Below are 25,758 nucleotides of genomic sequence, written 5' to 3'. Positions count from 1 at the left end.
GTTCTCCTTTCATGTTGGGGCGACGGATAGTCTTCTCAGTGCGTGGCGAACAGTTCGCGCAATCCGCTGGTGTCGTAGCCGAGCGCGATGCCGAGCATCAGCAGAATCCGGCATTTCTGAGGCGTGAGATCGCTGCCGGCGACGATGCCGTGTTCGGCGAGCCAGCGTCGCGCGGGAATCATTCCGCTGTGTGCGCGGCTTGTCTGCACGACGGCGACGCCGCGCTCGCGTGCGCGCAGCAGCGCCTTGCGTTCGGCCGGCGAGGGCAGGCCCGGCGCGAGACCGGCGCACACGATGCCGCGTGCTCCCGCGTCGCACGACGCGTCGATCAGCGCGCCGTCGTTGCCCGCGACCGAGTACACGACGTCCACGCGCGGCAGCGGCGCGTCGGCCGTCCATGCGGCGGGTGCGCTATCCGGCGCGTGACGGCGCAGCGAGCGGCGCGCGAAATACGCGCCGTCTCCTTCGACGTAGCCGAGCGGACCATAAAGCGGCGACGCGAACGTCTGCAGCCGGTAGTTCGACGTCTTGACGACATCGCGCGCGCTGTGGATTTCGTCGTTGAGCACGACCAGCACGCCATGACCGCGCACATCGGCCGAGCCGGCCACACGCAGCGCGGCCAGCAGGTTCATGGCGGCGTCGCTGGACAGCACGTTCAGCGGACGCTGCGAGCCCACCAGCACGACCGGTGTCGCGGTGCGCAGCGTCATATGCAGGAAGAACGCGGTTTCTTCGATCGTGGCCGTGCCATGCAGCACGACGACGCCCTGTACGGTCGGCGCGACCGCCTCGATGGCGGCGCGCAAATCCTGCCATTCCGCGGGACCGAATGCGGACGAGCCGGTTGCGCGGAACGGCACGGCGCGGATGCGCGCAAAGCGCTGCGCGAGCGGGACGCGTTCGAGTACCGCGGCCACGTCGAGCCGTTCGCCTGTTTCCGGATAGTCGATCGTGTCGAGCGGATCGGTGGCGAGCGTCGAGATCGTGCCGCCGCAGCCGATCAACGCGATTTCGGGTAAGCCTTGCATGCGAGTCGTCTCCGGAAAATCAGCGGTTCGGATGAGGTTGCGCGAGATGGGGTTCGCTGCGCGCGTTCATGCGGGCGAACACCGAGGAAAGCGCGGCGGCGATTGCCATCAATACCGCGAGGATGCCCAGCATGAGCGTGAAGCCGCCGGATACGTCGCGCGTCCAGCCGATCACGCCCGGCCCGACGATGCCGCTGACGTTACCGAGCGAGTTGATGAAGGCGATCGACGCGGCGGCCGTCGTGCCGGTCAGAAACGACGGCGGCAAGGTCCAGAACACCGGAAAGCTCGCGAAGATGCCGACACAGCCCATGCTCAGGCCGATCACGGCGACGACGGGCGTCTTCAGCGTGAACGCGGCGAGCAGAAAACCCGCGGCGGCGAAAATCGCCGCGAGTGCGACGTACTCGATGCGCTTGCCCTTGATGTCCGAGCGGCGGGACCACCACACCATGCCGATCACGGCAAGCAGATAGGGAATCGCGGTGACCACGCCGATCTGTACGGTCGACAGCCCGAAGTCCTTGACGATCAGTGGCAGGAAAAAGCCGACGCCGGTCGAGCCGCACACGAGACAGAAGAACAGCAGCGCCAGCACCAGCACGCGCGGATTGGTGAAGCCCTCGCGCAGCGAGAAGACGCGCACGGCTTCGGTCTGCTGGCGCTCGGCGTCGAGCACGCGTTCGAGTTCGATGCGTTCGCGATTGCCGAGCCATTTCGCTTCCGAGGGGCGCGACGGCAACAGCCACAGGCACGAGATGCCGAGCAGCACCGACGGCAGACCCTGGGTGAGAAAGAGCCATTTCCATCCCGCGAGACTGGCCACGCCATGCATATGCGCGAGGATCAGCGACGAGACCGGTGCGCCGAGCACGCCGGAGAGCGGCATCGCGATCTGGAACAGGCCGATCATGCGGGCGCGGTCGGCGCGTGGAAACCACTCGGTCAGATACACGAGAATGCCGGGCAGAAATCCCGCCTCGGCGGCACCGAGCAGAAAGCGCAGCGTCGACAGGCTCGTGCTGCCCGTCACGAAGATGGTGGCCGCCGAAATCAGACCCCACGTAATCATGATCCGCGAAATCCAGAAGCGCGCGCCGATCTTGCCGAGCACGAGATTGCTCGGGACTTCGAAGAGGATGTAGCCCCAGAAAAACATCGATGCCGCGAAGCCGTAGGTGGCGACCGACAACCCGAGATCCTGGTTCATCGTCAGCGCGGCAAAGCCGACGTTGAAGCGATCCAGATAGGCGAAGAAATAGAGGATGCACAGGAACGGGATGAGCCGCCGCGCCACCCTCCCGACCGTGGCGGACAACGCGGCTTCCGATGCTGGCGCGTTCGAGGCGATATCGGCCGTCGATTCGAGATTCATGTTGGTCTACCTTACAGATGCATTCGGCCTGTGCCGTCAAAGGGTGGTCTGTGTTTATTCCATAAAACGGAATAAACAATTCCGATATTAGAGATTTTTTCGGGGGTTCGTCAATCGATTTCAAAATTGCGATGCAGCAGGGACCGGTTCCAGCCGATCGTGCGCAGGGGCGAACGGCTGCGTCGAAAACCTTGCCGAACCGCGCCCCGCAAGGCGCGTGGCGCATCGCTGGAAATACTCCAGGCTAAAATGCCGGGTGCCGTCCGCGAGGGCGAATTCTTTAACCCGCTTCGAATACGTACATGCCCATGACGCCGTCCAACGACCAGCCCATCGATCGCATCTTTGCCGTGATCGGCGCGATCGTGCGAGCGCGCCGCGCGCTGAGCCTTGCCGAGATCGGTGCCGCGGCGGGGCTGCCGGCGCCGACGGTGCATCGGATGGTCGGGAACCTCGAGGAGCGCGGCTTGCTCAAGCGCGCGATCGGGTCGAAGAAACTCGTGCTGCCGGGGCCGAAGCTGATCGAGCTCAGTAGTCAGGTGCTGGAAGCGGCGGTTGTCGCCGATGAACCGCATGCGATCCTCGAACGGCTCGCTGCCCAGATTCAGGAACACTGCCAGATCGGTACGATCGCCAACGGCGAGGTGCTGTACATCGACGCGGTACAGGTGCGGCGCGCGAGTGGGCTGCAACTGGAGCAGGGACGTAGCGCGCCGTTGCACTGCACGTCGATTGGCAAGCTCTATCTGGCGTCGCTCGGCGACGAGGCGCTCGATGCGTGGCTCGACGCGCATCCGCTGGTTGCACTCGCGCCGAACACCATCACGGAGCGCGACGCATTCGCCGCGCACATACGCGAAGTGCGCAAGTACGGTTGGGCCTTCAGCAACGAGGAGTACGGCCAGGGTGTGATCGGTTGCGCGGTGGTGATTCCGTTGTCGACGCAGCGCGATTTTCTGTGTATCGGCATGTCAGGCCCCAGCGCGCGCGTGCCGTTCGAGCAACTGCCCGATCTCGTCGAACCGTTGCGTACCGCCGCCGCGCAGATTGCCGCGGCGCTTGGCGACACGGGCGGCTAACGGTGCTTGTTAGCAGGCCCCATCAGCCGATGGCGTATTTTTTCGCCTCCCGGCGGCGGACGCTTATTTATTCCCTCTGATTGGCCGATCCCCACACGGCGAGGGAAACTCGTGCGCTGGTGTCGTGTTTCTGAACGGATCTTCTCGCCTGAGCGGCAGGTTGCGATGAGAGAAGGCAAGAATGATGGGCCTATCCCTCTCTTGCAGCGAGATCTCGCATATGGCCTCTCGAGTCAGTGGCTCATCCTCTGCAGATCAAGCCGGCTATGTTCACCATGCTGGAAGTGATGCCATGCAATGATCAGCCGGTATCGACTCTGACTGGCATCGACTCCCGGCTTGAGGTACTGAGGCAGACAGGTTCAGAGAAAAAACGGGCTGTAACTATTTTTCGGCATTACCAGAAGACACACCTGTGGAACATCTCGTTCAGGTTGCCAAAATGCGCTGGCGCATTGAGCGCGACTACCAGGATCTCAAGCAGGCGTTTGGCCTTGGACATCTCCAGGCGACTTCAGAGATGCCCATATTGCTGTGTCACTACACACGATTTTATGACGCAGTAGTACTAGCCCGACACCGTTATGTCGGTGGCCTTGAAAGCAGGAGCGGACCGCTCGCGTTTACCGTTGCGTTGAGCTTTTCAGCGCACACGCGCCATCACCCAGCAAAGTGATCGCCGCGGCGACAATTGCCAGAAATATCGGATATTCCCAGCCGCCATTCGGGTTCGTAAACGACCAGCCGTTGCCGAAGTGGACCGTGGACGCCACCAGCAATTGAATCGTGGCCAACGCGGTGACCCAACGGGAAAACACACCCAGAATCAGCAGCACCCCGGCAATGACTTCGAACGCCATTACGGGGTAGGCGAGCCAGCCGGCGAATCCAATCGACGCGAAGAACTTGACGGTGCCCGCCGGGGTGAACACCAACACCTTGGTCAGGCCATGTGCGAGGAACATGACGCCCAGGGCGAGGCGAAGCAATAGGATGGCATAGGGGGCCGTGCGAGAGTCAGTCATGGTCGAGCTCCTTGATTGGGTTGAGATGAGCAAGTGGTTGTGGCCGGGCGGCCAGGATCCTTGCTTCCATGCGCGCCAGTCTATTGATTCGATTTGCAGCGATAAATCTCTGGTTTGGCGATAAATAATTCCGGATATCGACACAGTAAAAAGGCTCAGCGTCCAGTACGCTTGTTAGCCCCCTATCAGCTCAACCTGTCGCGTGGGTCAACCTTTCCGCTTGCACGATGCAACCAAACCCATTACGCTTTATCAACGATAAATTTAGTCGTAGTTAAAGCTTGGAATCTGCGTCGCCGCGCCTACTGGAGAATCCACATGAAACACTTTCGATCACGGGCCGCTACTGCTGCCGCTGTAGCGTTCATGACACTCGGTGCCCCCGTCGTGGCGCAAGCGCATGATGCTCATGCCAATGCCCCTGGCAATGCCAACGGGGAGACTATCAAGCAGGCGTACCAATATGCGATCGCCACCGTGCCCGGCAAGTCGCTGACCACCTTGATTGTGACTTACGCACCGGGCGGCAAATCCCTGCCTCACCGTCATGGGCAGTCGTTTGTGACGGCCTATGTCCTGTCCGGCGCGATCCGCAGCCAGGTCGAGGGCGGTGAAGCGCGGGTTTACCATGCGGGAGAAAGCTGGACGGAACGCCCGGGCGAACACCACATCGTAAGTGAGAATGCCAGCAATACCGAACCGGCCACACTTATCGCCACCTTGATCGCCGACACCAATGCGACCGATTTGCTGATCTTCGACAAGTAAGAGATTCGTCACGCCTCTCAGGCGGGTCGTTCGGCCCGCTGTCCCCACCTCAGATCCGCACCCCGCACATTCCAGCGATGATGGCGGCGGCGATTATCCCACTGACCATGACGCCCACAAGCCATAGTCGGTTCACTGACTGCGTGCTCAATCCATGCGAGATGGTGCGAGGGCTTGTGCGACTGGTGGTTATGCACCCACGGACGACATGGCCGCCTTGTGCGCAGCGAACCAGCAGTCCAAACGGTGTATGAAAATAAACCCACTGCATCGCGGTGCGGCTGATCTGCGCAGGCGGAGACCGGAACTGGCCGACCAGGTGTTGATAACCGTTCTGAAGCAATCGAAAAATAGCGGGGTCCAAACGACGACTCATCAGACTCGGCGTCATGACGCAGTACTCAGCAAATTTGAACGGTCGAAGCCATGCCCTGTTTGGCCAGCTTCGAATACGGACACGTCATCATGGTGTCATTGACAAGTTCGAGGGCTTGCGCCTCAGGCACGCCGGGCAGCGCCACCCGCAGGTCACTGGTCAGGCAGAACTCCCCGTCTTCGGGGTCACGCGCAATCGTCACAGAACACCGCACGGCGACGTCCGCGGGCAGTTTCAGGCCCTTTTTCACGGCAATCAGCTTCAGCGCCCCGTGAAAGCACGCGGCATAGCCGGCGGCAAAGAGCTGTTCCGGATTGGTGCCGCCGCCATTGCCGCCCAAAGCTGGCGGCATCCGCAGCGGTACATCGAGCCCCCCGTCCTCGGCTGTGGCTTGACCTGAGGCACGGCCATGACCGGAGACGCCTCCAGTCACGACCACCGTCGTGGTGTAGAGCGGCAGGAGTTCCTCGCCCACGTATTTGTCCAGGAGCGAAACCGGCGGCATTTTTTCCATCTTCATACCTCTTTGACGAACCGAGCCCTCACCATTGCGTGAACCGAAACAGATTGCCACGGCACTTGCCGGCACTTGGCAGATACACAGTCAACACAGTCAGGCGGAGGAGGCTGTAATGATGCGTGATCTTGGCATAGATTTCATGGGCCAATATCTGATTGGTTTGATGGGGCATGTTGCGCCCGTAGCTGCCGCACTCATCGCTCGATCAGATCGGGGCTGGCCCAATAGAGGTGGCTGTGCAAATTCGGACAGCAGGATAATTGGTATGGCCGATTCCTTGAACAGCTCCGCTTTTCTGGACAGAGTGCAGCGTCAGTGTTCGGCTTTTTATGAGCCTTCGGCCGTGCTGCCAGGCGAATTCACTCGGTGTTAAATCACAATGACCGAACACATCAAATTCAGACCAATTCCACCCCGTTCTCCACATCTCAACGGCAAACTGGATCCGCCGGTCGAGGCACGTCAAGGAAATGGCCCTCAAGAAAGTGAAACGATGTCCATGGGCCGCACAATTTAGTGTAGTGCCCGGGATTGGTTAACCACTACACCGGCGCGTAGTCCATATATCCGTGACACTTGACGTAGCGCTGCATACCGACATGCCCCTAGCCACATCTCAATACAACGTGCTCACATTCCATCCCATCATCAGCGGGGTGTTGATAACGATGTTGGGCGGGCCTGTGGGGCAATAGTTGGAAGTCCATGTCGCTCCTTGGCTCATGCCCGGGCCGGAGAATATCCCCCAGTTCGTCATGATCCTGACCAGATAGGTGCCCGGCCGCATAGGCTGATTCAGCGACATGCTTACACCGCCAGAAACTGCGCTAGCTGTCCTGTCCATCGGGTCGTGTTGCATTGCGCATAGTTCATATGCGCGTAGCTCGTCACACTGACCAGTGCGTTGCGCGTGAAGGTCACTGTTCGGTAGACAACGTTGTTCGTTGTTTGGGACGTCGTATCTCACGAGTTCGTGCCGACGGGCGCGCTGCAGTTGCGGTAATCGTACGGCGTCGAAGCAGGGCCGATGATATACATGCAGCCGACATCCGAGCCGTTGAGCACGATGGACGCCGAACTCGTCCAGACACCGTTCTGACACGACAGCATCTCGCCTGTCGTAGTGACGCCGAGTTGCACCGCATTCGGCTACGCAGCTCCGGTCGTATCGAGGCCGCAGGGGGGCGGCAGTGACCGTCGTCCGTAGATTCAGCACGCCGTTGTTATCGATCGCAGACGCGACCCACTTCGTTCCGTCCCAAGTGTAAGGCAACTGGGTGTCGCATGCGACACGGGTCTGGCCTACCGCCAGCTCGTTCGCGGGTAACACAGACAGGGCGGCAAGGTCCTGTTGGGACCTGCCCCACGATCCCTGACTCCAGTTTCCACTGAGACATACCAGCAGATGACCGGTAGAGCCAACCGCGAATGCGACCGATCTGTCAGTGAGACCTGTGCGGGAGGTACCGTCGACAGTAATAGCTAACCCAATCGGCACATTCATGGCATTCGGATCGGGCCGCGCCGGCACCACGTTGCGATACAGAAAATCATCGGCCGGCTGACCACTCGGCCCGCTCATGAATCGCTGATTAGCCAGGTGACCCGGCATACCCGTGCAGTTCGCCGTATTCCAGCTCGACAGCGGCGTGCTCCAGCCGCGATACGCACATACAGCGGTAACCGGTGTGGCAGTCCCGATTTTCCCCCACCAACGCCTGAGTTCGCTGCGATATAATCGAGATCAACGGCTGGAATTTCAGTGCTTCCGGCGCTGATCAAAAGTGCGTCGATCTGCCCAGCGGCCGGCTAGTTGAACTAGCCGGCAAAACGATTTACCGAATGCGTCGCGAGCGTTCGCGTAGCTGGCTGGAACCAGCTTGTTCTCCATCATATCGGTAATGGAGTAGGGGGTACTCGTGGCTCCTACCGGAATCGACGAGACAAGCGACGCGTAGTTCAAATTGATTGACTGATTCACTGCATTCGCCAGCTGCCGTTGATACTCGGCGGCCTGCTGATCGCGACTGTCCTTCAACGACCTATTGATCATCGTCGAGACGCCAGCGATCACCAGCGCAACGATCAGCAGTGCGCCGAGCGTTTCGATCAGCGTCACGCCGCGGTGCCGACGAGAATGCCGCGCGGCTGCGTGGCGCGTCAGTAGACTTGCGCGAGCCATACTGGAGTTCCGTCGGGAAGAGAGGGCATGCCGGCTGGCAGTGAGACGTTACCACCGGTATTCAGAGGATTGACGATCTGTCCGTTTTGTGAGGCGCCAGCTTCGACCGAGTAGTGAGCCTGCCTGAGCATTGCGCCGAGAAATCCTGTCGGTAACGCGCGATGCCGGTCGATGGATAGACGACAACGATTCCGTTATTGACGTAGTTTTGCCAACGCAGCGACGTGTAATTCCAGTTGCCCGCGTGGACGAATACGCCCTGCGGCACCACGCCTGCAGGCGGTTTACTCTCGACCACATAATCTTCGAGCTCGCTGCGGTGAGTCGCTATGTCACCAGCCAGCACAGTGGGCATATCGGGAGATGGGGCACCTAAATGAGCATCCGGCAATAGCGCATAAAAAGAAGCGAGCGCAGTACCGGCAATCAATGCCCAGATTACCCACATATAGGACGTTCCCCCCGTGTGTTCTCGCGACAGCTAACGTGGCTGTCCGATAAGTTGCAGCGAAGAGCTCCTGTCGGTCTCCGCCGGGCGCATATTCTGGCAGCGCACATTACTTCAAGACAAAAAGCCGACGACTGGTTGCCGATGTCGTCGGGGGCTTGCGTATCAAGAGGCTATTGCGGGAACAGGCCGCTTATCCGTTGTACCGCGCAGTCGGATCAAAGTCGTTTAGTCGCTCGTTCTCGTCTTGACTAAGCGGATACGCTGTTCTCATAGTTTCCTTGTGGTCTGCGCGAATGCCATTTTCACTGATCGGCTCGCCGGCCCATTTACCCAACCCAACTGCTCGCAGTTCCTCTTCCGCAGAACGAGTGCCGGGCTGAAAACCCTCGTGCCCTCCGCCACCTTTATATTTACCGTTGCCGATATAATAGGCGTGCACGAGTTCATGTCCAAGCGACAGATAAGCCTTATCGATGTTATCTTCGCGTCCAATCGGCACGCCGGATGGGCTAAGGACCAGGCTTTTACTCGGATTCCATTCTACGATTGCACTTGCCCCTTTCCCGCTAAATCCTAGAATCGACTTGGACGCATTCCTTATGGCGTTCTTGTTATCAGACCCGGGAGAATCAATGTCATCGACGGCCCGCGTTTCGTTACGCATGTTTCCTCCGCGCGGAGCCACAAAAATCTTGACTCTATTTCCCTTTTGACTAAAGCTTTCCAGATGATCTAGCAACGCACGGCCATTTGTTCCTCTCTTAATTGTAGTAAGCGCATTTTCCGCATCCTTAATTGCCGTTTTCGAGTTAGACTCGATTGAGATTGAAGGAATAGTGGTGCTTTGCACTTTCATCGCGTAACTCCGTAAAAGATAAAGATGACTACGAATGCGCGGCTTAATCCGTAGAGCGATTAGCGTTCGCATCCTGCTGAACGACCTTTTTAACCGATAGAGACGCGATGCAAGCACACATTCGCGAAGTAATGTTGTGTTAAGTGAAGCAACTGAGGCGAAATTCGAGCTGTCAAGGTCGCCAAGGCGGCAACGCCTCGCAGTCATCGGCTGTTCGGGCATGCGGCATGTTTTCCATGCCCCGACGCGATGCCCTCATGGGGCAACCAACCGCTGGACAGCACACGTCCCTGATCCGGTGAAAGATGTGCATATCGCTCCGTCACTGTTACGGATGAATGACCGGGCAAATCTCGAGCTATATATAGCGAGACGCCATCCATCACAAACCAAGAGGCGAAGGTGTGCCGCAGATCGTGAATGCGGAAGTCGTCAATCCCGCAGCGTCTACAGGCAGCCTCAAATCCCTTTTGCAGCGTAGTGATGCGCACACCGGTCTTAGAACCCTTAACAAAATGAACAAAGGGGCTGTTTACTCTCGATGATTCCTGTTAACCTTTTCCTTGTTTCGACGACGAAAAGGTGATGGCTAAACCCATACTCGACGACGAACTTTGGGCACTCATCGAACCATTGCTGCCCCCACCAAAACCGAGGCGAAGCCGTTATCCAGGGCGCAAGCCACTCGATGATCGTGCGCTGCTTACAGGCATCCTGTTCATCCTGCAGACGGGCCTGCGCTGGGACCTGCTGCCACGCGAGATGGGCTGCGGCAGCGGCATGAGTTGCTGGCGCCGTCTGCGTGACTGGCAGGCCGCCGGTGTCTGGGACCGACTGCACGAGGTCCTGCTCGCAAAGCTACGCGAAGCCGACCGGATTGACTGGTCGCGTGTCGTTGTCGACTCCTCTTCGATCCGCGCGGTGGGTGCAGGTCAAAAACGGGACCGAATCCCACCGACCGCGCGCGACCAGGTTCAAAGCACCACCTCATTACCGAGGCGCAGGGCATCCCGCTCGCGGTAATTCTCACCGGCGCCAACCGCCACGATGTCACCCAGCTTCACGCGCTGGTTGACGCCATCCCGCCCATTGCCGGCAAGCGAGGTCGGCCACTTTCGAAGCCCCGCATCGTTCAGGGCGAGCGGGGCTACGATCACGACAAATACCGCCGTCCGCTACACGCAGTCGGCATCGCCACTGAAATCGCCCGACGCGGCGAGCCGCACGGCAGCGGACTGGGCAAAACCCGCTGGGTTGTCGAGCGCACCATCTCATGGCTTCACAACTTTCGACGACTGCGCATCCGCTTCGAACGCCTTGCGTTTATCCACGAAGCCTTCATGAAAATCGCCTGCTGCATCATCTGTTGGCGAAAACTGAAGAACTCATTTTGTTAACGCCTGTTAGATGCAAACACCCACGGCGTCCCCGAACAGCGGTCCGCCCCCCAAGCCTTGCTGATCTCGCAACGCCGAGCCGCGCGATAACCGCCACAAGCAGTACCGCCCCAACAACCGTACCACTAGCTCCGATTGACGCCCGGACGCTCCTGACGCTAGACGCCCGCCCGCGCAATATCACGTTGATAGAATCGCCGCTTCGCCAACCCGGGGAAAGACATGGCATTCGAAGATCGTGACTGATATCGCAACGAGTACAAGCAAAAGACCGCTCGCAAACCCAACCTGCTACAGAGCGTCATCGATCAGACCGAGAAGCGCCGACGCACGCCGCTGTTCGTCATCGCGCTTATCTGGATCGCCGCCTTCGTCGGGCTCTACTACGCATTCACGCTCGCCGGTCACTAGAGCTTTTGCACCTGCAGGACAAGCACGACCTCTGTATGCCCTTTGTATGTCGTGCGACCATCGAGAAGTAACGGCAGGAATCATTCATGGCTTTTGGTTTGCGAGGCCTGATCCTGCAGCAGCCCGCCAAGCACGATTACCTCGCTGTATTTCATGCCGGCCACCGTCTGCAATGAGCGCGTGTTCTATTTGTATTCTCATTGTCCATCAAGTTGACAATACAAAGTGACAGAATGCACCAATCAACCGGCTTCAGAGTCTCCGCACGGGCAAATCTATTGCGAAGGCGTGAAAGATACTTCGATGATTTCGGTCCTGATAGACTGGCTCAAGGCATAGCAGTCCTGCAATGGTAGCCCTCGCCATCAACGTGACTGGTCCACGCAGCACAGGTTATGCCGATCGGTCGGTTTCTATGAATCGGCCGCGTGATCTTGCAACGAATCGTAGAAAACGTTGCCTTGGACTTCAGTTCGAGGGCGGGCTGGGTATCAAATGCGTCAGCTAAGGAAGCTGAGTTTATCCATACCCCCACGAAAATACTCCCGGCACGGCATCCAACCGTCGCCGGGAGAAAGACCAATCACGATCCCTTCGCCGCCGAGACAAACTCGTTCGTATAAGTCCGGTTGAGATCGATATGCTTGCCTTTGATCGCCGGATTGATCGTCGACAGAATCTTGAGAACATTTTCCGGCCCGCCCGCAGGCATCTTTCCATCGGGCGTGTACATCGCCATGGTCGACTTCAGGGCCTGCACGTAGAGCGCCTTATCGCCGCCGTAGTAATCCTTCGGCATTTTGTCGGCGATTTCTTCGGGCGAGTGCGTATGGATATAGACCATGGTTCGGGCGATCGCGCGCGCGAGACCCGCCGCCTGCTGCTTGTGCGATGCCAGCCAGTCGGCGTTAACGTATAGCCCCGTAAAGGGGTAGATGCCGCCGAGCGCCTTCTGCGTTCCCTCGACGGTTCGCATGTCGACCATGACCGACGCATCGCCCTTCTGAAGCAGTCTCGACACGGTCGGCTCGGTCGTCATGCCCGCATCGATACGCCGCTGTTGAATGGCGGCGATGAACGAATTGTCCGCGCCAACCGGCAGCGTCGAATACTCCTTCGACGTAATGCGGTATTTGAGCGCCATGTACTGCGTAAGAAAGTCGGTCGACGAGCCCAGGCCCGTCACACCCAGGGTCTTGCCTTTCGCGTCGGCCATGCTTTTCATCGGCGACGCCTTCGATACGACTTCGACTTCTCCCGGCACCTGAAGGAACGTTGCGATGGATCGCACTTCCTTGCCCTTGCTCTGCAGGTCGATCGTATGGTCGTAGGCGCTGGCGACGGCCTGAACGGAGCCTGACAGCAGTTCGTTTTCGGCATCGACGCCGGCCGGTTGCGACAGCAGTTCGACGTTCAGTTTCTCGTCCTTGAAGTAGCCGAGCTGATCGGCGAGCTTCGCGGGCAGGTAGATGAACTTCGAGATGCCGCCGACCATGATCGAGATGGTCGGGCTATCGTCGGCCCGTGCGGGCGATATGGCGACGAGGCTCGCAAATGCGACGGCGGTGCAGAAAAGACGTGCTTTCGGTGCGTTATTCATGATTTATTTCTCGCAAGGGTCTTCGGGTCAAAAATAGCCGGGAACCAGACGCGCTGGTTAGCCGAGGGAAACTCAATGGCTGTGATTCGGGACCGCGCCGGTCGCGTCGTCTGTGCCGGGTTCGTCGATGCGAATGAAATACGCCATCAGGAACGACGCGACCAGCAGCGCCGAGAGAAACAGCAGGCCCGGCGTTGCACTCTTTCCTGTGCCCTTGATGAATCCAATGGCGAAGGGGCCAACGAAGCCGCCCAGATTGCCCACCGAATTGATGACGGCAATGGAGACCGCGGCCGTAGACCGGCTGAGGAACAGTGTGGGCAGGGCCCAGAACGGCGATTTGAACGCGTAGAGTCCGGCGAGACTCAGGCTGATCATCACGATCGATACATAGGGATTCGTCGCGAGGCCCGCACCCAGCAGGGCGAGCGCCGCAACGCCGAGCGGGATCGCCGAATGCAGGCGTCGTTCGTTGCGGCGATCCGAGCTTCTGGACCACAGCACCATGGCGATCGTCGCGGCAAGGTACGGAATCATGGCGATGAGGCCGATCTGCGTGTGGCTCAGCGTTCTGGAGAATCCCTTGATGATCTGGGGCATCCAGTAGCCGACGCCGAGGCTGCCGCATTGATAGACGAAGTAGATGAACGACAGGTAAAGCACCTTCGGATTGGTCATCGCCTTGAGCGAGCCGAAATGTTTTGCGTGAGGGCGGGCCTTTCGATCGTTGGCGAGTTCGCCCTGCAGCCATTCGCGCTCGTGAGGCTTGAGCCACTTCGCGTCGGCGGGCCGGTCGGTCAGATAGAAGAAGCACAGAACGCCGCCGATCAGCGCGGGCGCGCCTTCGAGCACGAGCATCCAGCGCCAGCCGCTCCAGTTCAGCCACTGCGCGTGGTCCATCACCCATGTGCTGAGCGGTGCGCCGATGATGTACGAGACCGGAATGGCGGCCGTGAAGAGCGCGACCGTCGTCGCGAGCTCCCTGGCCCGGAACCAGTACGTGAGATAGACGATGATGCCGGGGAAAAATCCCGCCTCGGCCACGCCGAGCAGAAAGCGCAGCACATAAAGCTGCGTGGCGTTCTGCACGAACGCGGAACCCACGGACACCATGCCCCAGGTCACGAGGATGCGGGCAATCCAGACACGCGCGCCGAACCGGTTGAGCATGACGTTGCTCGGCACTTCGAACAGGAAGTAGCCGATGAAGAAGATGCCCGAGGCGAAGCCGAATGCCTCGCCCGTCAGCGCCAGCTCGTGATTCATCTGCAATGCCGCGTAGCCGATGTTCGCGCGGTCGATGTAGGAAATGATGTAGAGGATGAAAACGAACGGGATGATGCGCCACGTGATCTTGCGTACGAGTGCGTGTTCGTCGATTGCGGGGCTGGCTGTCATGGCTTTCTCCGCTGGCGGCCGAGTCCGCCAGGCTTCGCGTGAATCGGAAAGGTGTGTCAGGCGTGGGGCGGCGAGAACACCAGGCAGACCGGGCTGCCCGACGAGGCAACGAAGCCGGTCGGCGCGAGGCCGCCTGAGTACGCATCGACGGAGAACACGACGATGGTGTCGCTGTCCTCGTTGAGCACGTACATGAAGCGGCCATCGGGTGTGGCCGTCATGAAGCGGGGCGTCTTGCCTTGCGTGGGGACGGCATGCAGAAAGCGCAGCCGGCCATTCGACGCATCAATGCCGAACACGGCAATGCTGTCGTCACCGCGGTTCGACGCATAGACGAAGCGGCCCGTGGGATCGACTTCGATTTCCGCCGCGCGGCTATTGCCCGTGCAGGTATCCGGCAGACTCGACAGCACCTGCCGCGGCGTGAGCGAGCCGTTGGCCGCATCGTAGCCATACGCCGTAACCGTCGAATCGAGTTCGTTGACGACCCACGCATGGCGGCCATCCGGATGGAACGCGATATGGCGCGGCCCCGCGCCCTCGCGAGCCGCGACGAAGGGTGTCGCGGCGGGCGTGAGCCGGCCGTTTTCGAAGCGGAACGAGAATGTGCGGTCGAGTCCCTTGTCCGGAACGATCACGAAGCGCCCGTCCGGCGCGAACGGATTGAAGTGCGGTTTCGCCTGCTTCTGTTCGATGCGATGCGGACCGATGGGGCCGTCCAGCTGCACGAGCTGTGTGAGCGGTTCGAGCGAGCCGTCGGCGGCGATGGGCAGCACCGCGAGGCTCGCGCCGATGTGATTGGACACGACCACGTAGCGGCCGCCCGGATCGATTGCGAGATGCACGGGATTGTTGCCTTCGGTGCTCTGGCGATTGAGGAACGTGAGCTTGCCGCTCGCCTTGTCCACGCTGAACGCGCTGATGTCGCTCATGTCGCCATGCACGCTGTAGAGATGCTCGCCGTTCCGGCTCAGCGCAAGGAACGACGGGTTCACCAGGTCCTTGACGAGCTGCACGAGCGTCAGCGCGCCGGTCTGCGTCTCGACCTGATAGACGCTGATGCCGTCGCCGCGGGCGTTGCGCTCGCGCGTCGTGCGCGAACCGACATAAGCAAACAGGGGGGTCTTTTGTTTCAAAACGGTGTGCCTCGTATTGCGGGTTTCCACTGGATTGCATTTTGACTATATGAAGTGCAAAAATACAGTTATGGAAAACACCGACACCCCCCTCATCTCCCATCTCGACGCGGGCGGCGCGAGCTTGCGTTTCGTCGATCTGCCCGGCATGTTCGGCGCGCAGCTGCGCGAACTGCCCGTCGTGCTGCGCCTGCTGCTCGAAAACGTGATTCGTAATACGGATGGCGAAGAGCGCGCTCAGGCGGTCGCCGCGATCCTCGCGTGGCGCGAGCGCGCCACCAGCGAGCACGAAATCGCGTTCCAGCCCAACCGCGTGCTGATGCACGACACGACGAGCACGCCCGCGCTGGTCGACATCGCGGCGATGCGCGACGCGCTGGCCGAGGCGGGCGCGGACCCCGCCGCGCTCAATCCCGTGTTGCCGGTCGATTCGTCGGTCGATCATTCGCTCGCGGTCGAGTACTTCGGCAAGCCCGACGCCGCGCCGCGGAATCTCGCGCTCGAACTGCGCCGCAACGCGGAGCGTTACCGCTTTCTGCGCTGGGCTTCGCAGGCCTTGACGGGCGTGCGCATCCATCCGCCGGGCACGGGGATCATGCATACGATCAACCTGGAGCAGCTCGCGACGGTGGTGACGCGCGTCACGCGCGACGGCGAGCCGTGGGCCGTGCCCGACACGCTGATCGGCACGGACAGCCATACGCCGATGATCAACGGCATCGGCGTGCTCGGCTGGGGCGTGGGCGGCCTCGAAGCGCAGACGGTGATGTTCGGCATGCCGGTAATGCAGCGCATTCCCGATGTGATCGGCGTGCGTCTCACGGGCGCGCTGCGGCCGGGCGTGCTCGCCACCGATCTCGCGCTGACGGTCACGCAGCGGCTGCGCGCGATCGGCGTCTCGGGCGAGTTCGTCGAGTTCTTCGGGCTGGGCGTGTCGACGCTCGGCGCGGGCGAACGCTCGGTCGTGGCGAACATGGCGCCGGAGTACGGCGCATCGACGGGCTTTTTCCCCGTGGACGCACGTACGCTCGAATACCTGCACGCGACGCATCGCACAGCGCAAGCCATGCAACTGGTCGAGGCGTTCACGCGCGCGGCCGGCCTGTGGTTCGATCCCGAGGCCGCGCCGCGCTACACGCGCACGATCGACATCGATCTCGCCAGCATCGGCATGCACGTGGCCGGCCCGCGCCGCCCGCAGGATCTGCTCGATTACTCGGCATTGCCCGCCGCGCTCGCGAAGCTCGGCTTCAAGCCGGAAGGCGGATCGAAAGCGCCGCACGAGCCGATGCCGCGTCACCCCGTGGCGATCGCGGCGATCACGAGTTGCACGAACACGTCCGATCCCGCCTTGCTGATCGCCGCCGGGCTCGTGGCGCGCAAGGCACGCGCGAAAGGCCTTGCGGTGCCGGCGTGGATCAAGACCTCATTGGCACCCGGATCGCCGGCCGCCGCTGCGTATCTGGAACGTGCCGGTCTGATCGACGATCTTTCCGCCGTGGGCTTCGACATCGTCGGCTATGGCTGCACGACCTGCATCGGCAACTCGGGGCCGCTCACCGAAAGCGTGCGCGCGTCGCAGGCCGAAGGCCGCATCTATCCCGTCGCCGTGCTCTCGGGCAACCGCAATTTCGCGGGACGCATTCACCCCGATCTCGATCTCGGCTTCATCATGTCGCCGCCGCTCGTGGTCGCGTTCGCCCTTGCGGGCAATGCCGAAACCGACCTGAGCCGCGAGCCCGTGCAATGCGCGGCCGACGGTACGCCGGTCCTGCTGCGCGATCTGTGGCCGACGCGCGAGGAGGTGGCCGCGCTCGTCGAGCAGGCGGCCGACCCCGAGGACTACCCCCGCGCGTTTGCCGTGGCGAGCCGCAATCCGGCATGGCACGAACTCGAAGCGCCATCGGGCGCGCGCTTTCCGTGGAATCCGGCGTCGACGGCTTTACGCCGGCCGCCGTTCGCGGCCATCGATCAGGGCAGCCAGCTCGGCCACTATCGCGCGTATCCGTTGCTCGTGCTCGGCGACGACATCACGACCGACCACATCTCGCCGGCGAGCGCGATTCCGAAAGACAGCTTCGTCGCCGATTTTCTCGTCTCGCGCGGCGACGACCGCAACGACCTGAACGTGTTCGCCTCGCGCCGCGGCAACTGGGAAGTGATGATGCGTGCGGCGTTCTACAGCAAGACGCTGGTGAACCGGCTCAAGCCCGGCATGCCGGTTGCTCACACGCTGCACGTGCCGAGCGGCGAAGTGCTGCCGATTCATGAGGCCGCCAGGCGCTATGCGGACGCGGGCGATGCCGTCGTGCTCGTCGCGGGTGAACGCTACGGCACGGGCTCGTCGCGCGACTGGGCCGCGAAGGGGCAGCGGCTCCTGGGTATTCGCGCGGTGCTGGCCGCGAGCTTCGAGCGCATCCATCGCTCGAATCTGATCGGCATGGGCATCCTGCCGCTGCGTTTCGCGCCCGGCATCCATCCGGACACCCTCGCGCTCGGGCCGGGTGATATGCTCGAAGTCGCAGCGGACGCCGCCACGATCACGCCGCGCTGCACGGTGCCCGTGCGTATCGTGCGTGCCGACGGCCGCGTCGAGGCGATCGACGTGCGCGCGGCCGTGGAGACGCGCCTCGAATGCAGGCTGCTGCGTTCGGGCGGCGTAATTCCGCTGATCCTGCAAAACAACCTCGCGCGCGGCAGGGGCGCAGACTGAGCTCCCGCGCGGCGAACCTGACCGACTGAGATGATCGACCGCTCCATTGCCACCCAGATACTCGAACTGATCAGCAACGAAGGGCTCGAAGCCGGCGCGCATCTGCCCGCGCAGATGCTGGCCGACCGGCTTCGCGTGTCGCGCTCGCCCGTGAACGAAGCGCTCGCGCTGCTGCACGAGAAGGGCGTGCTGACGCGCGAGAAAAATCGCGGCTTCTTCGTGGCGCGGCCGCTCGTCGATCCCTTGGCCGACGTGGTCAGCGAACTGGGTCTCGCCGGGACCGGCATCGTGACGAGCGTCTATTTCCAGATCGCCGACGATCGCCTCAAAGGGGAACTGCCGGACGTTGTATCCGAGCAGATGATCCGCACGCGCTACGGTCTCACGGGCGCGCAATTGAGCGCGCTATTGAACCGGATTGCGCAGGAGGGCTGGGCAGAGCGCAAGCCCGGTTACGGCTGGGAATTCTCGCCCATGCTCACGACGCCCGACAGCCTGCTCAAGTCTTACCGGCTGCGTCTCGCGCTGGAGCCGGCGGCGCTGCTCGAACCCGGCTACCGGCTCGAGCGCAAGGTGCTCGAACGTTGCCGCGAGGTCGAAAAGCATCTGCTCGCGGGCGGCATCGAAACCGATACCGCCGATCAGTTGCACGAGCGCGGCGTGCGCTTTCACGAATCGCTCGTCGAGGCGTCGGGCAACAGTTTTTTTATCGACACCATTCGCCGTGTCAACCGGGTGCGCCGGCTGATCTCGTACCGTTCGATGCAGCATCGCAAGCGCTATGTGGAGCATGCCAGGCAGCATCTGCACGTGCTCGAACTGCTGGAGCGCGAGCGCAACGAAGAGGCATCCGAAGCATTACGCCAGCACCTTTTGCATACGCTGGAGGCTCTGGCGAGCATCCAGGAAATCCTCGGCTCGGCGCCGGAGGATCAACACACGGTTCAATCCGCCACGACCTTATGAATATCGATTCCGCCATCGTCAAGGCATTCGCGCCCACCGGAACGCTGCGTGCGTCCATCAATCTCGGCAATCCGATTCTCGCCAACCTGAGTCCGCAGTCGGGCGAGCCGGCCGGCGTATCGGTCGATCTCGCGCGCGCGTTCGCGCAACGCCTCGGTGTGCCGCTCGAACTCGTCGTGTTCGACGCGGCGGGCAAGTCCGTGGAGGCCGTCAGCGACGAGCGCGCGGACTTCGGCTTTTTCGCCGTGGACCCGAAGCGCGGCGAAACCATTGCGTTTACCGCGCCGTACGTGCTGATTGAAGGGGTCTATCTCGTACGCGAGGCTTCGCCGATCCGCTCCAATGCCGATGTCGATTATCCGCATAACCGGGTGGCGGTCGGCAAGGGCAGCGCCTACGACCTGTTCCTCACGCGGGAACTGAAAGCCGCGCAGATCGTGCGTGCGCCGACTTCGCCCACGGTGGTCCAAACCTTCCTCGAACAAACGCTTGAAGTGGCCGCCGGCGTCAGGCAGCAACTCGAAGCCGATGCCGCGAAAACCAGCGGACTGCGCTTGCTCGACGAGCGTTTCATGGTGATCCGGCAGGCAATGGGCGTCGCAAAGAGCCGGGGAGAACGGGCGGCCGAGGAATTACGCGAGTTTGTCGAAGAGATGAAACGCAGCGGGTTCGTCGCGCAGGCACTGGAACGCCATCGCATTGTAGGCGCTTCGGTTGCGCCGCTCGAATAAACGACGGCTTCCGGGGAAGAGGAGGGAATTGCCTCTGAAAAATCGGCCCTGAAACATGGCTGTTTTAAGGCAGATTCGAAATGTCGCTATGACAACGGGTTATTAAGCGACCGCCAGAAATGGCGTCGATTCTCGCCAGGCCCCGTGCAGCAAGCTTCTCAGGCTCATGGGGCGGCGCGCGCGGTTGCGCCGTCGAGGAACGCGGCGCCGTGGCGTGCGCCGGCCGCAACGTGACATTTCGGTATACTCACGGACTTCTTCTAAAACGATTTGTCGCGGCTTTTCGCCCGCGCAGCGACCGCCCGGTTGACCCGCCAGCGGTGTGCTGTGCGCACGCGATGGGCGCGTCCGTCTCCGCTCATCATGTCCGATCTATCCACGCCGTTCGGCGGCGCGCCCCGCCGTCTCGTCAACATCAATCCGAAGCCGCTCGCCGTCGCGCTTGCGCTCGTCGTGATCGGTGCCGTCTATCTCGCGCAGACCGTCAGCGTGACGCAGGCCGCGCTGTACGTCCTCGGCGCGCTGCTTGGCGTCACGCTCTATCACGCCGCGTTCGGCTTCACGTCCGCATGGCGGGTCTTCATCGCCGACGGCCGCGGCGCCGGCCTGCGCGCGCAGATGCTGATGCTCGCAATCGGCGTGCTGCTGTTCTTCCCCGCGCTGTCTGCCGGCACGCTGTTCGGTCATGCGGTTGTCGGCGAAGTGTCGCCCCCCGGCACCTCGGTCGTGATAGGCGCGTTCATTTTCGGCGTTGGCATGCAGCTCGGCGGCGGCTGTGCGTCCGGCACGCTGTACACCGTCGGCGGCGGCAGCACGCGGATGGTGGTCACGCTGATCGCGTTTATCGTCGGCTCGGTGGTCGGCACCGCGCACATGCCGTTCTGGTCCGCGCTGCCGCATCTCCAGCCGATCTCGCTCGTGAAGACGCTCGGCGTCGGTCCGGCGATCGCGCTGAATCTCGTGGTGTTCGCGGCGATCGCCGCGCTGACCGTGCTGATCGAGAAGCGCCGTCACGGCCATCTCGTGAGCGACGTGGATCGCGCGCCGAACGCGTCGCCGTGGCTGCATGGCCCGTGGCCGCTGCTCGCCGGTGGTGTCGTGCTGGCGATCCTCAATTTCGTGACGCTCGCGTTGTCGGGCCACCCCTGGGGCATCACGTCGGCGTTCGCGCTGTGGGGCGCCAAGGCGTTCTCCGCGCTGGGCATCGACGTCGCAAGCTGGCCGGTGTGGAGCACCGGCCCGAACGCGGCCGCCCTGGCCGCGCCGATCAGCCACGACGTGAAGTCCGTGATGGACATCGGCATCGTAATCGGCGCGATGGTTGCCGCTTCGCTCGCCGGCCGCTACGCGCCGGTATGGCGTCTGCCTTTGCGCTCGCTGATCGCCGCCATCGTCGGCGGGCTGCTGCTCGGCTATGGCGCGCGCCTCGCGTATGGCTGCAATATCGGCGCGTATTTCAGCGGTATCGTGTCGGGCAGCCTGCATGGCTGGCTCTGGCTCGTCGCGGCATTTTTCGGCAACGTGGTCGGCACGAAGCTGCGTCCGGCCTTCGGGCTCGCGGTCGAGCGCGTGAAGCAGACGGGTTGTTGAGCGGGGGCTGCGACCTCTATTTGCCGGTGTAATCAGGAAGGCAACGCGTGACGCGTTGCCTTTTTTTATGCCTCGGCCGTGAACGCAAAGGCGTCATGCCGTTCGACCTGTATTGCCGTTCGCAATGACGTCATTGATTTCATTGCATTGCGCGCATGACGCGGGAATCGTATCGTGGTCTCACTATCACGGAGACCCGCATGAAGATCGCATTTCTGGGAGCCGGTGCGTTAGGTTGCGCCATTGGCTCCGCACTCACCGAAGGCGGCCACGAGACGTGGCTGGTCGACCGCTTTGCGGCGCACGTCGAGGCCATGTGCCGCGACGGCCTGCAAGTCGACGACGCCAATGGCTCGCGCCGCGTCAAGGTCCGCGCCACGATGAACCCCGCCGAAGTCGGACCGGTGGACCTCGTTATCGTACTGGTCAAGTCCTTCCATACCGATTCGGCGATGCGCGGCGCGCTCGCCCTCGTCGGTCCCGACACGCTCGTCCTGTCGTTGCAGAACGGCCTCGGCCATGAGGACGTGCTGAGCGAGATCGTCGGCCGCGAGCGTGTGCTGGCGGGCAAGACCTATGTCGGCGGCGTACTGAAGGCGCCCGGACATATCGAGTCGGGCGTGAGCGGAAAACTGACGATCATCGGCGAACTCGACGGCCAGGTGACGGAGCGGGTCCGCGCCATCGCCGATGCGTTCAACAGCGCCGGCCTGACGACCACGGTCAGCGACAACATCCTCGGCACGATGTGGGACAAGCTGTTGATTAACGTCGCGACCGGCGCGATCACCGGCGTTACCGGTCTGACGTATGGGCAACTCTACGAAGAGCTGGTTCTGAAAGCGACCGCGCTGGCCGCGATCGAAGAGGCCATGGCCGCGGCGAAGGCCGCCGGCATTCGTCTTTCGATGACCCGGGCGGAAGAGGCGTGGACGCTCGCCGCCGAAGGTTTGCCGCTTGCCTTCAAGACCTCGATGCTGCAAAGCCTGGAAAAAGGTTCGGTTACCGAAATCGACTTCATCAACGGCGCGGTCGTGCGCTGGGGCCAACGTCTCGGCGTGCCGACTCCTGTTAATTCGACGCTCGTGGCATGCATCAAGGGCATCGAACGGGCCATGACCGATCGCCAGAAAGCAGGAGCGGCGGCATGAGCGGCACGAAAGCGTATCTGGAGCACGTCGCGATCTGGGTGAAGGATATCCAGTGGCATATCCGCTTCTTCGAGGAAGTCCTCGGCATGACGATGCGCGAGGTGGACGGCACGCGCGAGGCGCCGCGTCAGTACTGGACGCTCGGCGGCTTGCAGTTCATTCACGAGCCGCGCTTCGACGGGCCCGAGGGCCGGCTCGGCCATCTCGGCGTGATGTGCGAGGACCTCGAGGCCGCGCTCGCCGCGGCGCAGGCGTTCGGTGTCGGCGAAATGCCGCAGGGACGCAACTGGCTGCGCTTGCCGGACGGGCTCGCGGTCGAACTCATTCAGGCCAAACCTGCCGCGTGCGTTGCGCAGGCGCTGGCGATCAATCCACGCGCGGAGGCGTAAAGCATGAGCACGATCATCGAAAAGTACTGGGACGACGCGAAGGACGGCGACGAGTGCGTGAGCCCGACCTATACGGTCACGAAAGAACGCATTCTCGCCTACGCCGATCTGACCGGCGATCACACGCCGGTGCATGTGGACGAGGCCTACGCGAACGCGAGCCACTTCGGTTCGATCGTCGCGCACGGGCTGTTCGGGCTGTCGATTGCGGACGGCCTGAAGACGCAGAGCGACTACCGGTTCCTGCCGGGCATGTCGCTCGGCTGGACCTGGGATTTCCTGCTGCCGATCAAGGTCAACGACGTCCTGCACGTCAGGTTTCGCGTGAGCAACATGCGCGCGAGCAAGAGCCGTCCGGACTGGGGCATCGTCGTGCTACCGTCTGAGCTGATCAATCAGGACGGCCAGGTGGTCCAGCGCGGCGAACATCGCCTGATGGTGCTGCGCCGCCCGGGAGCGAACTGATGCAGGCCCGTCCTCTCGAAGGTATTCGCGTCGTCGACTACAGCCACTTTCTCGCCGGTCCCTATGTGGGCCGTTGCCTCGCGGCGCTCGGCGCCGAAGTCATCAAGGTCGAGCGTCCCGGCAGCGGCGACGCCGGCCGGCAGCATGCGACCCTCCTCGACGACCAGCAAAGCGCCTACTTCCTGCAGCTCAATATGGGCAAGCGCGGCGTCAGCGTCGATATGAAAGATGCGCGCGGCAAGGAGTTCATGCGGCGCCTGTGCGATTCGGCCGATGTATTTATCGAAAACTATCGACCCGGCGCGCTGGACAAGCTCGGCCTCGGCTATGCCGCGCTGTCCGAACGCAATCCGGGCCTCGTGTACTGCTCGATCTCGGCATACGGCCATACAGGACCCGACGCGCATCGCGCGGGCTTTGGCCTGATCGCCGAGGCGAAGAGCGGCATCATGCAGATGATCGGCAATCCCGGCGAGCCGCCCCCGCTGATGCGGATTTCGCTCGGTGACATGTACACGGGCATTCATGCGGTGGCCGCGATCAACGCCGCGTTGCTCGGCCGCGTGAAGAGCGGCCGCGGCCAGCATATCGACATGGCGCTGTACGACACGCTGGTGTCGATGCACGAATACGCGGTGCAGTGCTACACGATGCAGGGCGTGCTGCCCGAGCAGACGGGTCACGACATGCCGACGTCGACGCTGTATGGCGTGTTTCGCGCGGCCGACGGCGATTTCGTGATCGCCGCGCAGGTCGACGATTCGTGGGCGCGCTTCGCTGCGCTCGTCGAACAGCACGGCGGTCCGGCCGGCTTTGGTGCCGACGCGAGATTCCACGCGCTGAACGGACGCAACGCCCATCGCGAGGACATCCTCGCCGTCGTCAAGCCGTGGGTGGCCGCGCGGCCGGTGGCCGAGGTGCTGGCGCTGCTCGACGGAGTCGACGTGCCATGCGCGAAGGTCCAGCGTATCGACGAGGTGGTTGCCGATCCGCAGATCGTCGCACGGGGCATGGTGATCGAACAGGACCATCCGCGCTTCGGAAAACTGCGTCTGCCGAACCTGCCGTTCCGTTTCTCCGACTGCGATACGTCGATCCGCGAAGTCGGCCCGGACCTCGGTCAGCACAATGCTGAAGTTGCACAGTCGCTGGGTTTCGACGCTGCGCAGATCGACGCCATGCAGGCCGACGGCGTGCTGTTTTCGAAGAGGGCTGCATGATGGCTGATTTATATGCGGTGATCGGCCATCCGATCGGACACACGAAATCCCCGCTGATCCACGGCCTGTTTGCGCAGGAGACCGGGCAGGACATCACCTATACGGCGATAGAAGGGCCGCTCGAGCCGGCCGGCGCGTTTGCCGAAACGGTCAGGGCGTTTATCGCCGCGGGCGGCAGGGGCTTGAACGTCACCGCGCCGTTCAAGCTGCAAGCCTTCGCGATGGCTGACGAGCGCAGCGAACGCGCGGCGCTTGCCGGTGCCGTGAACGCGATGAAGTTCGAAAACGGCCGGATCGTTGCCGAGAATTTCGACGGCGTCGGCCTCGTGCGCGACATCGAAGTCAATCTGAACCGGCCGATGGCGGGCAAGCGCGTGCTCGTACTGGGCGCGGGCGGCGCGGTGCGCGGCGCCTTGCTGTCGTTCATCGCGGCGCGGCCGGCGGAGCTGGTCGTCGTGAACCGGAACGTAGTGAAGGCCGAGGCGCTGGTGGCGCAAGTCGCAACGAGCTGTCCGTTGATCGCATGCGGTTACCGGGATCTCGACGCGATGGAGCCGTTCGACCTCGTCGTGAACGCGACGTCGGCGAGTCTTGGCGGTCACTTGCCGCCTGTTTCGCCCGGCGTATTCAGCCCGGCTGGCGGCGCGTACGAACTCGCCTATGGGAAAGGGCTCACGCCGTTTTTGCGGCTTGCGCGCGAGGCGGGCGTGCAGGGTATTGCCGATGGTGTCGGCATGCTGGTCGAACAGGCGGCCGAAGCGTTCGAATGGTGGCGCGGCGTTCGTCCGCAGACACGGGCGGTGATCGACCGGCTGACCGTGCCGCTCGACTGACGCTGATCCGCGCGACGCCGGCTCCATCACGTTTAGCACTGGCGAGCCGGCGCGCGAAAAATGCAGCGAGGGGCGTAGCGAAAAATGCATCGAAA

General features: G+C 62.2%; 25 protein-coding genes and 1 pseudogene. 13 read left to right on the top strand and 13 right to left on the bottom strand.

What is annotated here, in order from left to right:
• Positions 1–35: 35 nt before the first annotated feature.
• Together F3J19_RS03185 and F3J19_RS03180 are read right to left on the bottom strand one after the other, a co-directional pair.
• Positions 36–1,031 carry an asparaginase gene (locus F3J19_RS03185; RefSeq protein WP_167037509.1) on the bottom strand — a complete coding sequence of 332 codons (996 nt, stop codon included), beginning with the start codon at positions 1,029–1,031 and terminating at the stop codon, positions 36–38.
• Positions 1,032–1,050: 19 nt separating this feature from the next.
• Positions 1,051–2,406: an MFS transporter gene (locus F3J19_RS03180; RefSeq protein WP_167037506.1), complete on the bottom strand. Its 1,356-nt coding sequence runs from the start codon at positions 2,404–2,406 to the stop codon at positions 1,051–1,053.
• 308 nt (positions 2,407–2,714) lie between these two features.
• On the opposite strand from F3J19_RS03180, the gene F3J19_RS03175 reads away from it, so the two are divergent.
• Both F3J19_RS03175 and F3J19_RS03170 read left to right on the top strand, forming a co-directional pair.
• Entirely contained in the window at positions 2,715–3,485 is a 771-nt protein-coding gene (locus F3J19_RS03175; RefSeq protein ID WP_167037503.1) for an IclR family transcriptional regulator, read from the top strand.
• Positions 3,486–3,870: 385 nt separating this feature from the next.
• Positions 3,871–3,993: pseudogene (locus F3J19_RS03170) on the top strand (transposase); the annotation flags it as partial.
• Between the two features lie 115 nt (positions 3,994–4,108).
• Here F3J19_RS03170 and F3J19_RS03165 read toward each other — a convergent pair.
• On the bottom strand, positions 4,109–4,510 hold the full coding sequence (locus tag F3J19_RS03165) for a DoxX family protein (protein ID WP_167037500.1): 402 nt from the start codon (positions 4,508–4,510) through the stop codon (positions 4,109–4,111).
• A 318-nt stretch (positions 4,511–4,828) separates the two neighbouring features.
• Between F3J19_RS03165 and F3J19_RS03160 the strand changes: the two genes are divergently transcribed.
• Entirely contained in the window at positions 4,829–5,278 is a 450-nt protein-coding gene (locus F3J19_RS03160; RefSeq protein WP_167037497.1) for a cupin domain-containing protein, read from the top strand.
• A 401-nt stretch (positions 5,279–5,679) separates the two neighbouring features.
• Here F3J19_RS03160 and F3J19_RS03155 read toward each other — a convergent pair whose 3' ends face one another.
• From F3J19_RS03155 to F3J19_RS03125, 7 genes are all read right to left on the bottom strand, one after another.
• Positions 5,680–6,174 (bottom strand): Ohr family peroxiredoxin, encoded by a 495-nt coding sequence (locus F3J19_RS03155; RefSeq protein ID WP_167037494.1) that lies wholly within the window; start codon positions 6,172–6,174, stop codon positions 5,680–5,682.
• Positions 6,175–6,790: 616 nt separating this feature from the next.
• Positions 6,791–6,979 (bottom strand): hypothetical protein, encoded by a 189-nt coding sequence (locus F3J19_RS03150; protein ID WP_167037491.1) that lies wholly within the window; start codon positions 6,977–6,979, stop codon positions 6,791–6,793.
• A 158-nt stretch (positions 6,980–7,137) separates the two neighbouring features.
• A complete protein-coding gene (locus F3J19_RS03145) occupies positions 7,138–7,284 on the bottom strand; it encodes a hypothetical protein (RefSeq protein ID WP_167037488.1) in 147 nt (48 codons plus the stop codon).
• Between the two features lie 649 nt (positions 7,285–7,933).
• A complete protein-coding gene (locus F3J19_RS03140; RefSeq protein ID WP_275692047.1) occupies positions 7,934–8,356 on the bottom strand; it encodes a prepilin-type N-terminal cleavage/methylation domain-containing protein in 423 nt (140 codons plus the stop codon).
• Positions 8,357–8,417: 61 nt separating this feature from the next.
• Entirely contained in the window at positions 8,418–8,804 is a 387-nt protein-coding gene (locus F3J19_RS03135) for a hypothetical protein (protein WP_167037482.1), read from the bottom strand.
• A 193-nt stretch (positions 8,805–8,997) separates the two neighbouring features.
• Positions 8,998–9,663, bottom strand: coding sequence for a XopG/HopH/AvrPtoH family type III secretion system effector (gene xopG / locus F3J19_RS03130; protein WP_167037479.1), 666 nt, complete (start codon positions 9,661–9,663; stop codon positions 8,998–9,000).
• A 203-nt stretch (positions 9,664–9,866) separates the two neighbouring features.
• Positions 9,867–10,154, bottom strand: coding sequence for a site-specific integrase (locus F3J19_RS03125; RefSeq protein ID WP_167037476.1), 288 nt, complete (start codon positions 10,152–10,154; stop codon positions 9,867–9,869).
• Between the two features lie 94 nt (positions 10,155–10,248).
• Between F3J19_RS03125 and F3J19_RS03120 the strand changes: the two genes are divergently transcribed.
• Positions 10,249–11,060 (top strand): IS5 family transposase gene (locus tag F3J19_RS03120; protein WP_205192509.1). Its coding sequence is split into 2 segments (ribosomal slippage): positions 10,249–10,597 and positions 10,597–11,060, totalling 813 coding nucleotides; the frame shifts between segments, so codons are not numbered across the junction.
• A 994-nt stretch (positions 11,061–12,054) separates the two neighbouring features.
• On the opposite strand, the gene F3J19_RS03115 is transcribed toward F3J19_RS03120, so the two are convergent.
• The 3 genes from F3J19_RS03115 to F3J19_RS03105 form a co-directional block, all read right to left on the bottom strand.
• On the bottom strand, positions 12,055–13,071 hold the full coding sequence (locus F3J19_RS03115) for an ABC transporter substrate-binding protein (RefSeq protein ID WP_167037470.1): 1,017 nt from the start codon (positions 13,069–13,071) through the stop codon (positions 12,055–12,057).
• Positions 13,072–13,143: 72 nt separating this feature from the next.
• Entirely contained in the window at positions 13,144–14,469 is a 1,326-nt protein-coding gene (locus F3J19_RS03110) for an MFS transporter (RefSeq protein WP_167037467.1), read from the bottom strand.
• Between the two features lie 56 nt (positions 14,470–14,525).
• Complete coding sequence (locus tag F3J19_RS03105) at positions 14,526–15,635, bottom strand: lactonase family protein (protein WP_345889820.1); 1,110 nt, start codon at positions 15,633–15,635, stop codon at positions 14,526–14,528.
• 40 nt (positions 15,636–15,675) lie between these two features.
• On the opposite strand from F3J19_RS03105, the gene acnA reads away from it, so the two are divergent.
• The 9 genes from acnA (at position 15,676) to aroE (ending at position 25,663) form a co-directional block, all read left to right on the top strand.
• Entirely contained in the window at positions 15,676–18,318 is a 2,643-nt protein-coding gene (acnA, locus tag F3J19_RS03100; protein WP_167037464.1) for an aconitate hydratase AcnA, read from the top strand.
• Between the two features lie 30 nt (positions 18,319–18,348).
• Complete coding sequence (locus tag F3J19_RS03095) at positions 18,349–19,284, top strand: GntR family transcriptional regulator (RefSeq protein WP_167037462.1); 936 nt, start codon at positions 18,349–18,351, stop codon at positions 19,282–19,284.
• Positions 19,281–20,015 carry an ABC transporter substrate-binding protein gene (locus F3J19_RS03090; RefSeq protein ID WP_167037459.1) on the top strand — a complete coding sequence of 245 codons (735 nt, stop codon included), beginning with the start codon at positions 19,281–19,283 and terminating at the stop codon, positions 20,013–20,015. The genes F3J19_RS03095 and F3J19_RS03090 overlap by 4 nt, the downstream gene beginning before the upstream one ends.
• Positions 20,016–20,378: 363 nt before the next feature.
• Complete coding sequence (locus F3J19_RS03085) at positions 20,379–21,605, top strand: YeeE/YedE family protein (protein ID WP_167037456.1); 1,227 nt, start codon at positions 20,379–20,381, stop codon at positions 21,603–21,605.
• Positions 21,606–21,805: 200 nt separating this feature from the next.
• Complete coding sequence (locus tag F3J19_RS03080; protein WP_167037453.1) at positions 21,806–22,756, top strand: ketopantoate reductase family protein; 951 nt, start codon at positions 21,806–21,808, stop codon at positions 22,754–22,756.
• The gene (locus tag F3J19_RS03075) at positions 22,753–23,145 is read left to right on the top strand and encodes a VOC family protein (protein ID WP_167037450.1); all 393 of its coding nucleotides are present in this window, start codon (positions 22,753–22,755) and stop codon (positions 23,143–23,145) included. Before F3J19_RS03080 ends, F3J19_RS03075 begins: the two co-directional genes overlap by 4 nt.
• Positions 23,146–23,148: 3 nt before the next feature.
• The gene (locus tag F3J19_RS03070; RefSeq protein WP_167037448.1) at positions 23,149–23,610 is read left to right on the top strand and encodes a MaoC family dehydratase; all 462 of its coding nucleotides are present in this window, start codon (positions 23,149–23,151) and stop codon (positions 23,608–23,610) included.
• Positions 23,610–24,830 carry a CoA transferase gene (locus F3J19_RS03065; RefSeq protein ID WP_167037445.1) on the top strand — a complete coding sequence of 407 codons (1,221 nt, stop codon included), beginning with the start codon at positions 23,610–23,612 and terminating at the stop codon, positions 24,828–24,830. Before F3J19_RS03070 ends, F3J19_RS03065 begins: the two co-directional genes overlap by 1 nt.
• Complete coding sequence (aroE, locus tag F3J19_RS03060) at positions 24,830–25,663, top strand: shikimate dehydrogenase (protein WP_167037998.1); 834 nt, start codon at positions 24,830–24,832, stop codon at positions 25,661–25,663. The genes F3J19_RS03065 and aroE overlap by 1 nt, the downstream gene beginning before the upstream one ends.
• Positions 25,664–25,758 lie beyond the last annotated feature (95 nt).

The sequence above is a fragment of the Burkholderia sp. Ax-1724 genome, assembly GCF_011752995.1.
In the GTDB taxonomy this organism is placed as follows: Bacteria; Pseudomonadota; Gammaproteobacteria; order Burkholderiales; family Burkholderiaceae; genus Paraburkholderia.
This window is presented reverse-complemented; position numbering and strand designations above follow the sequence as displayed.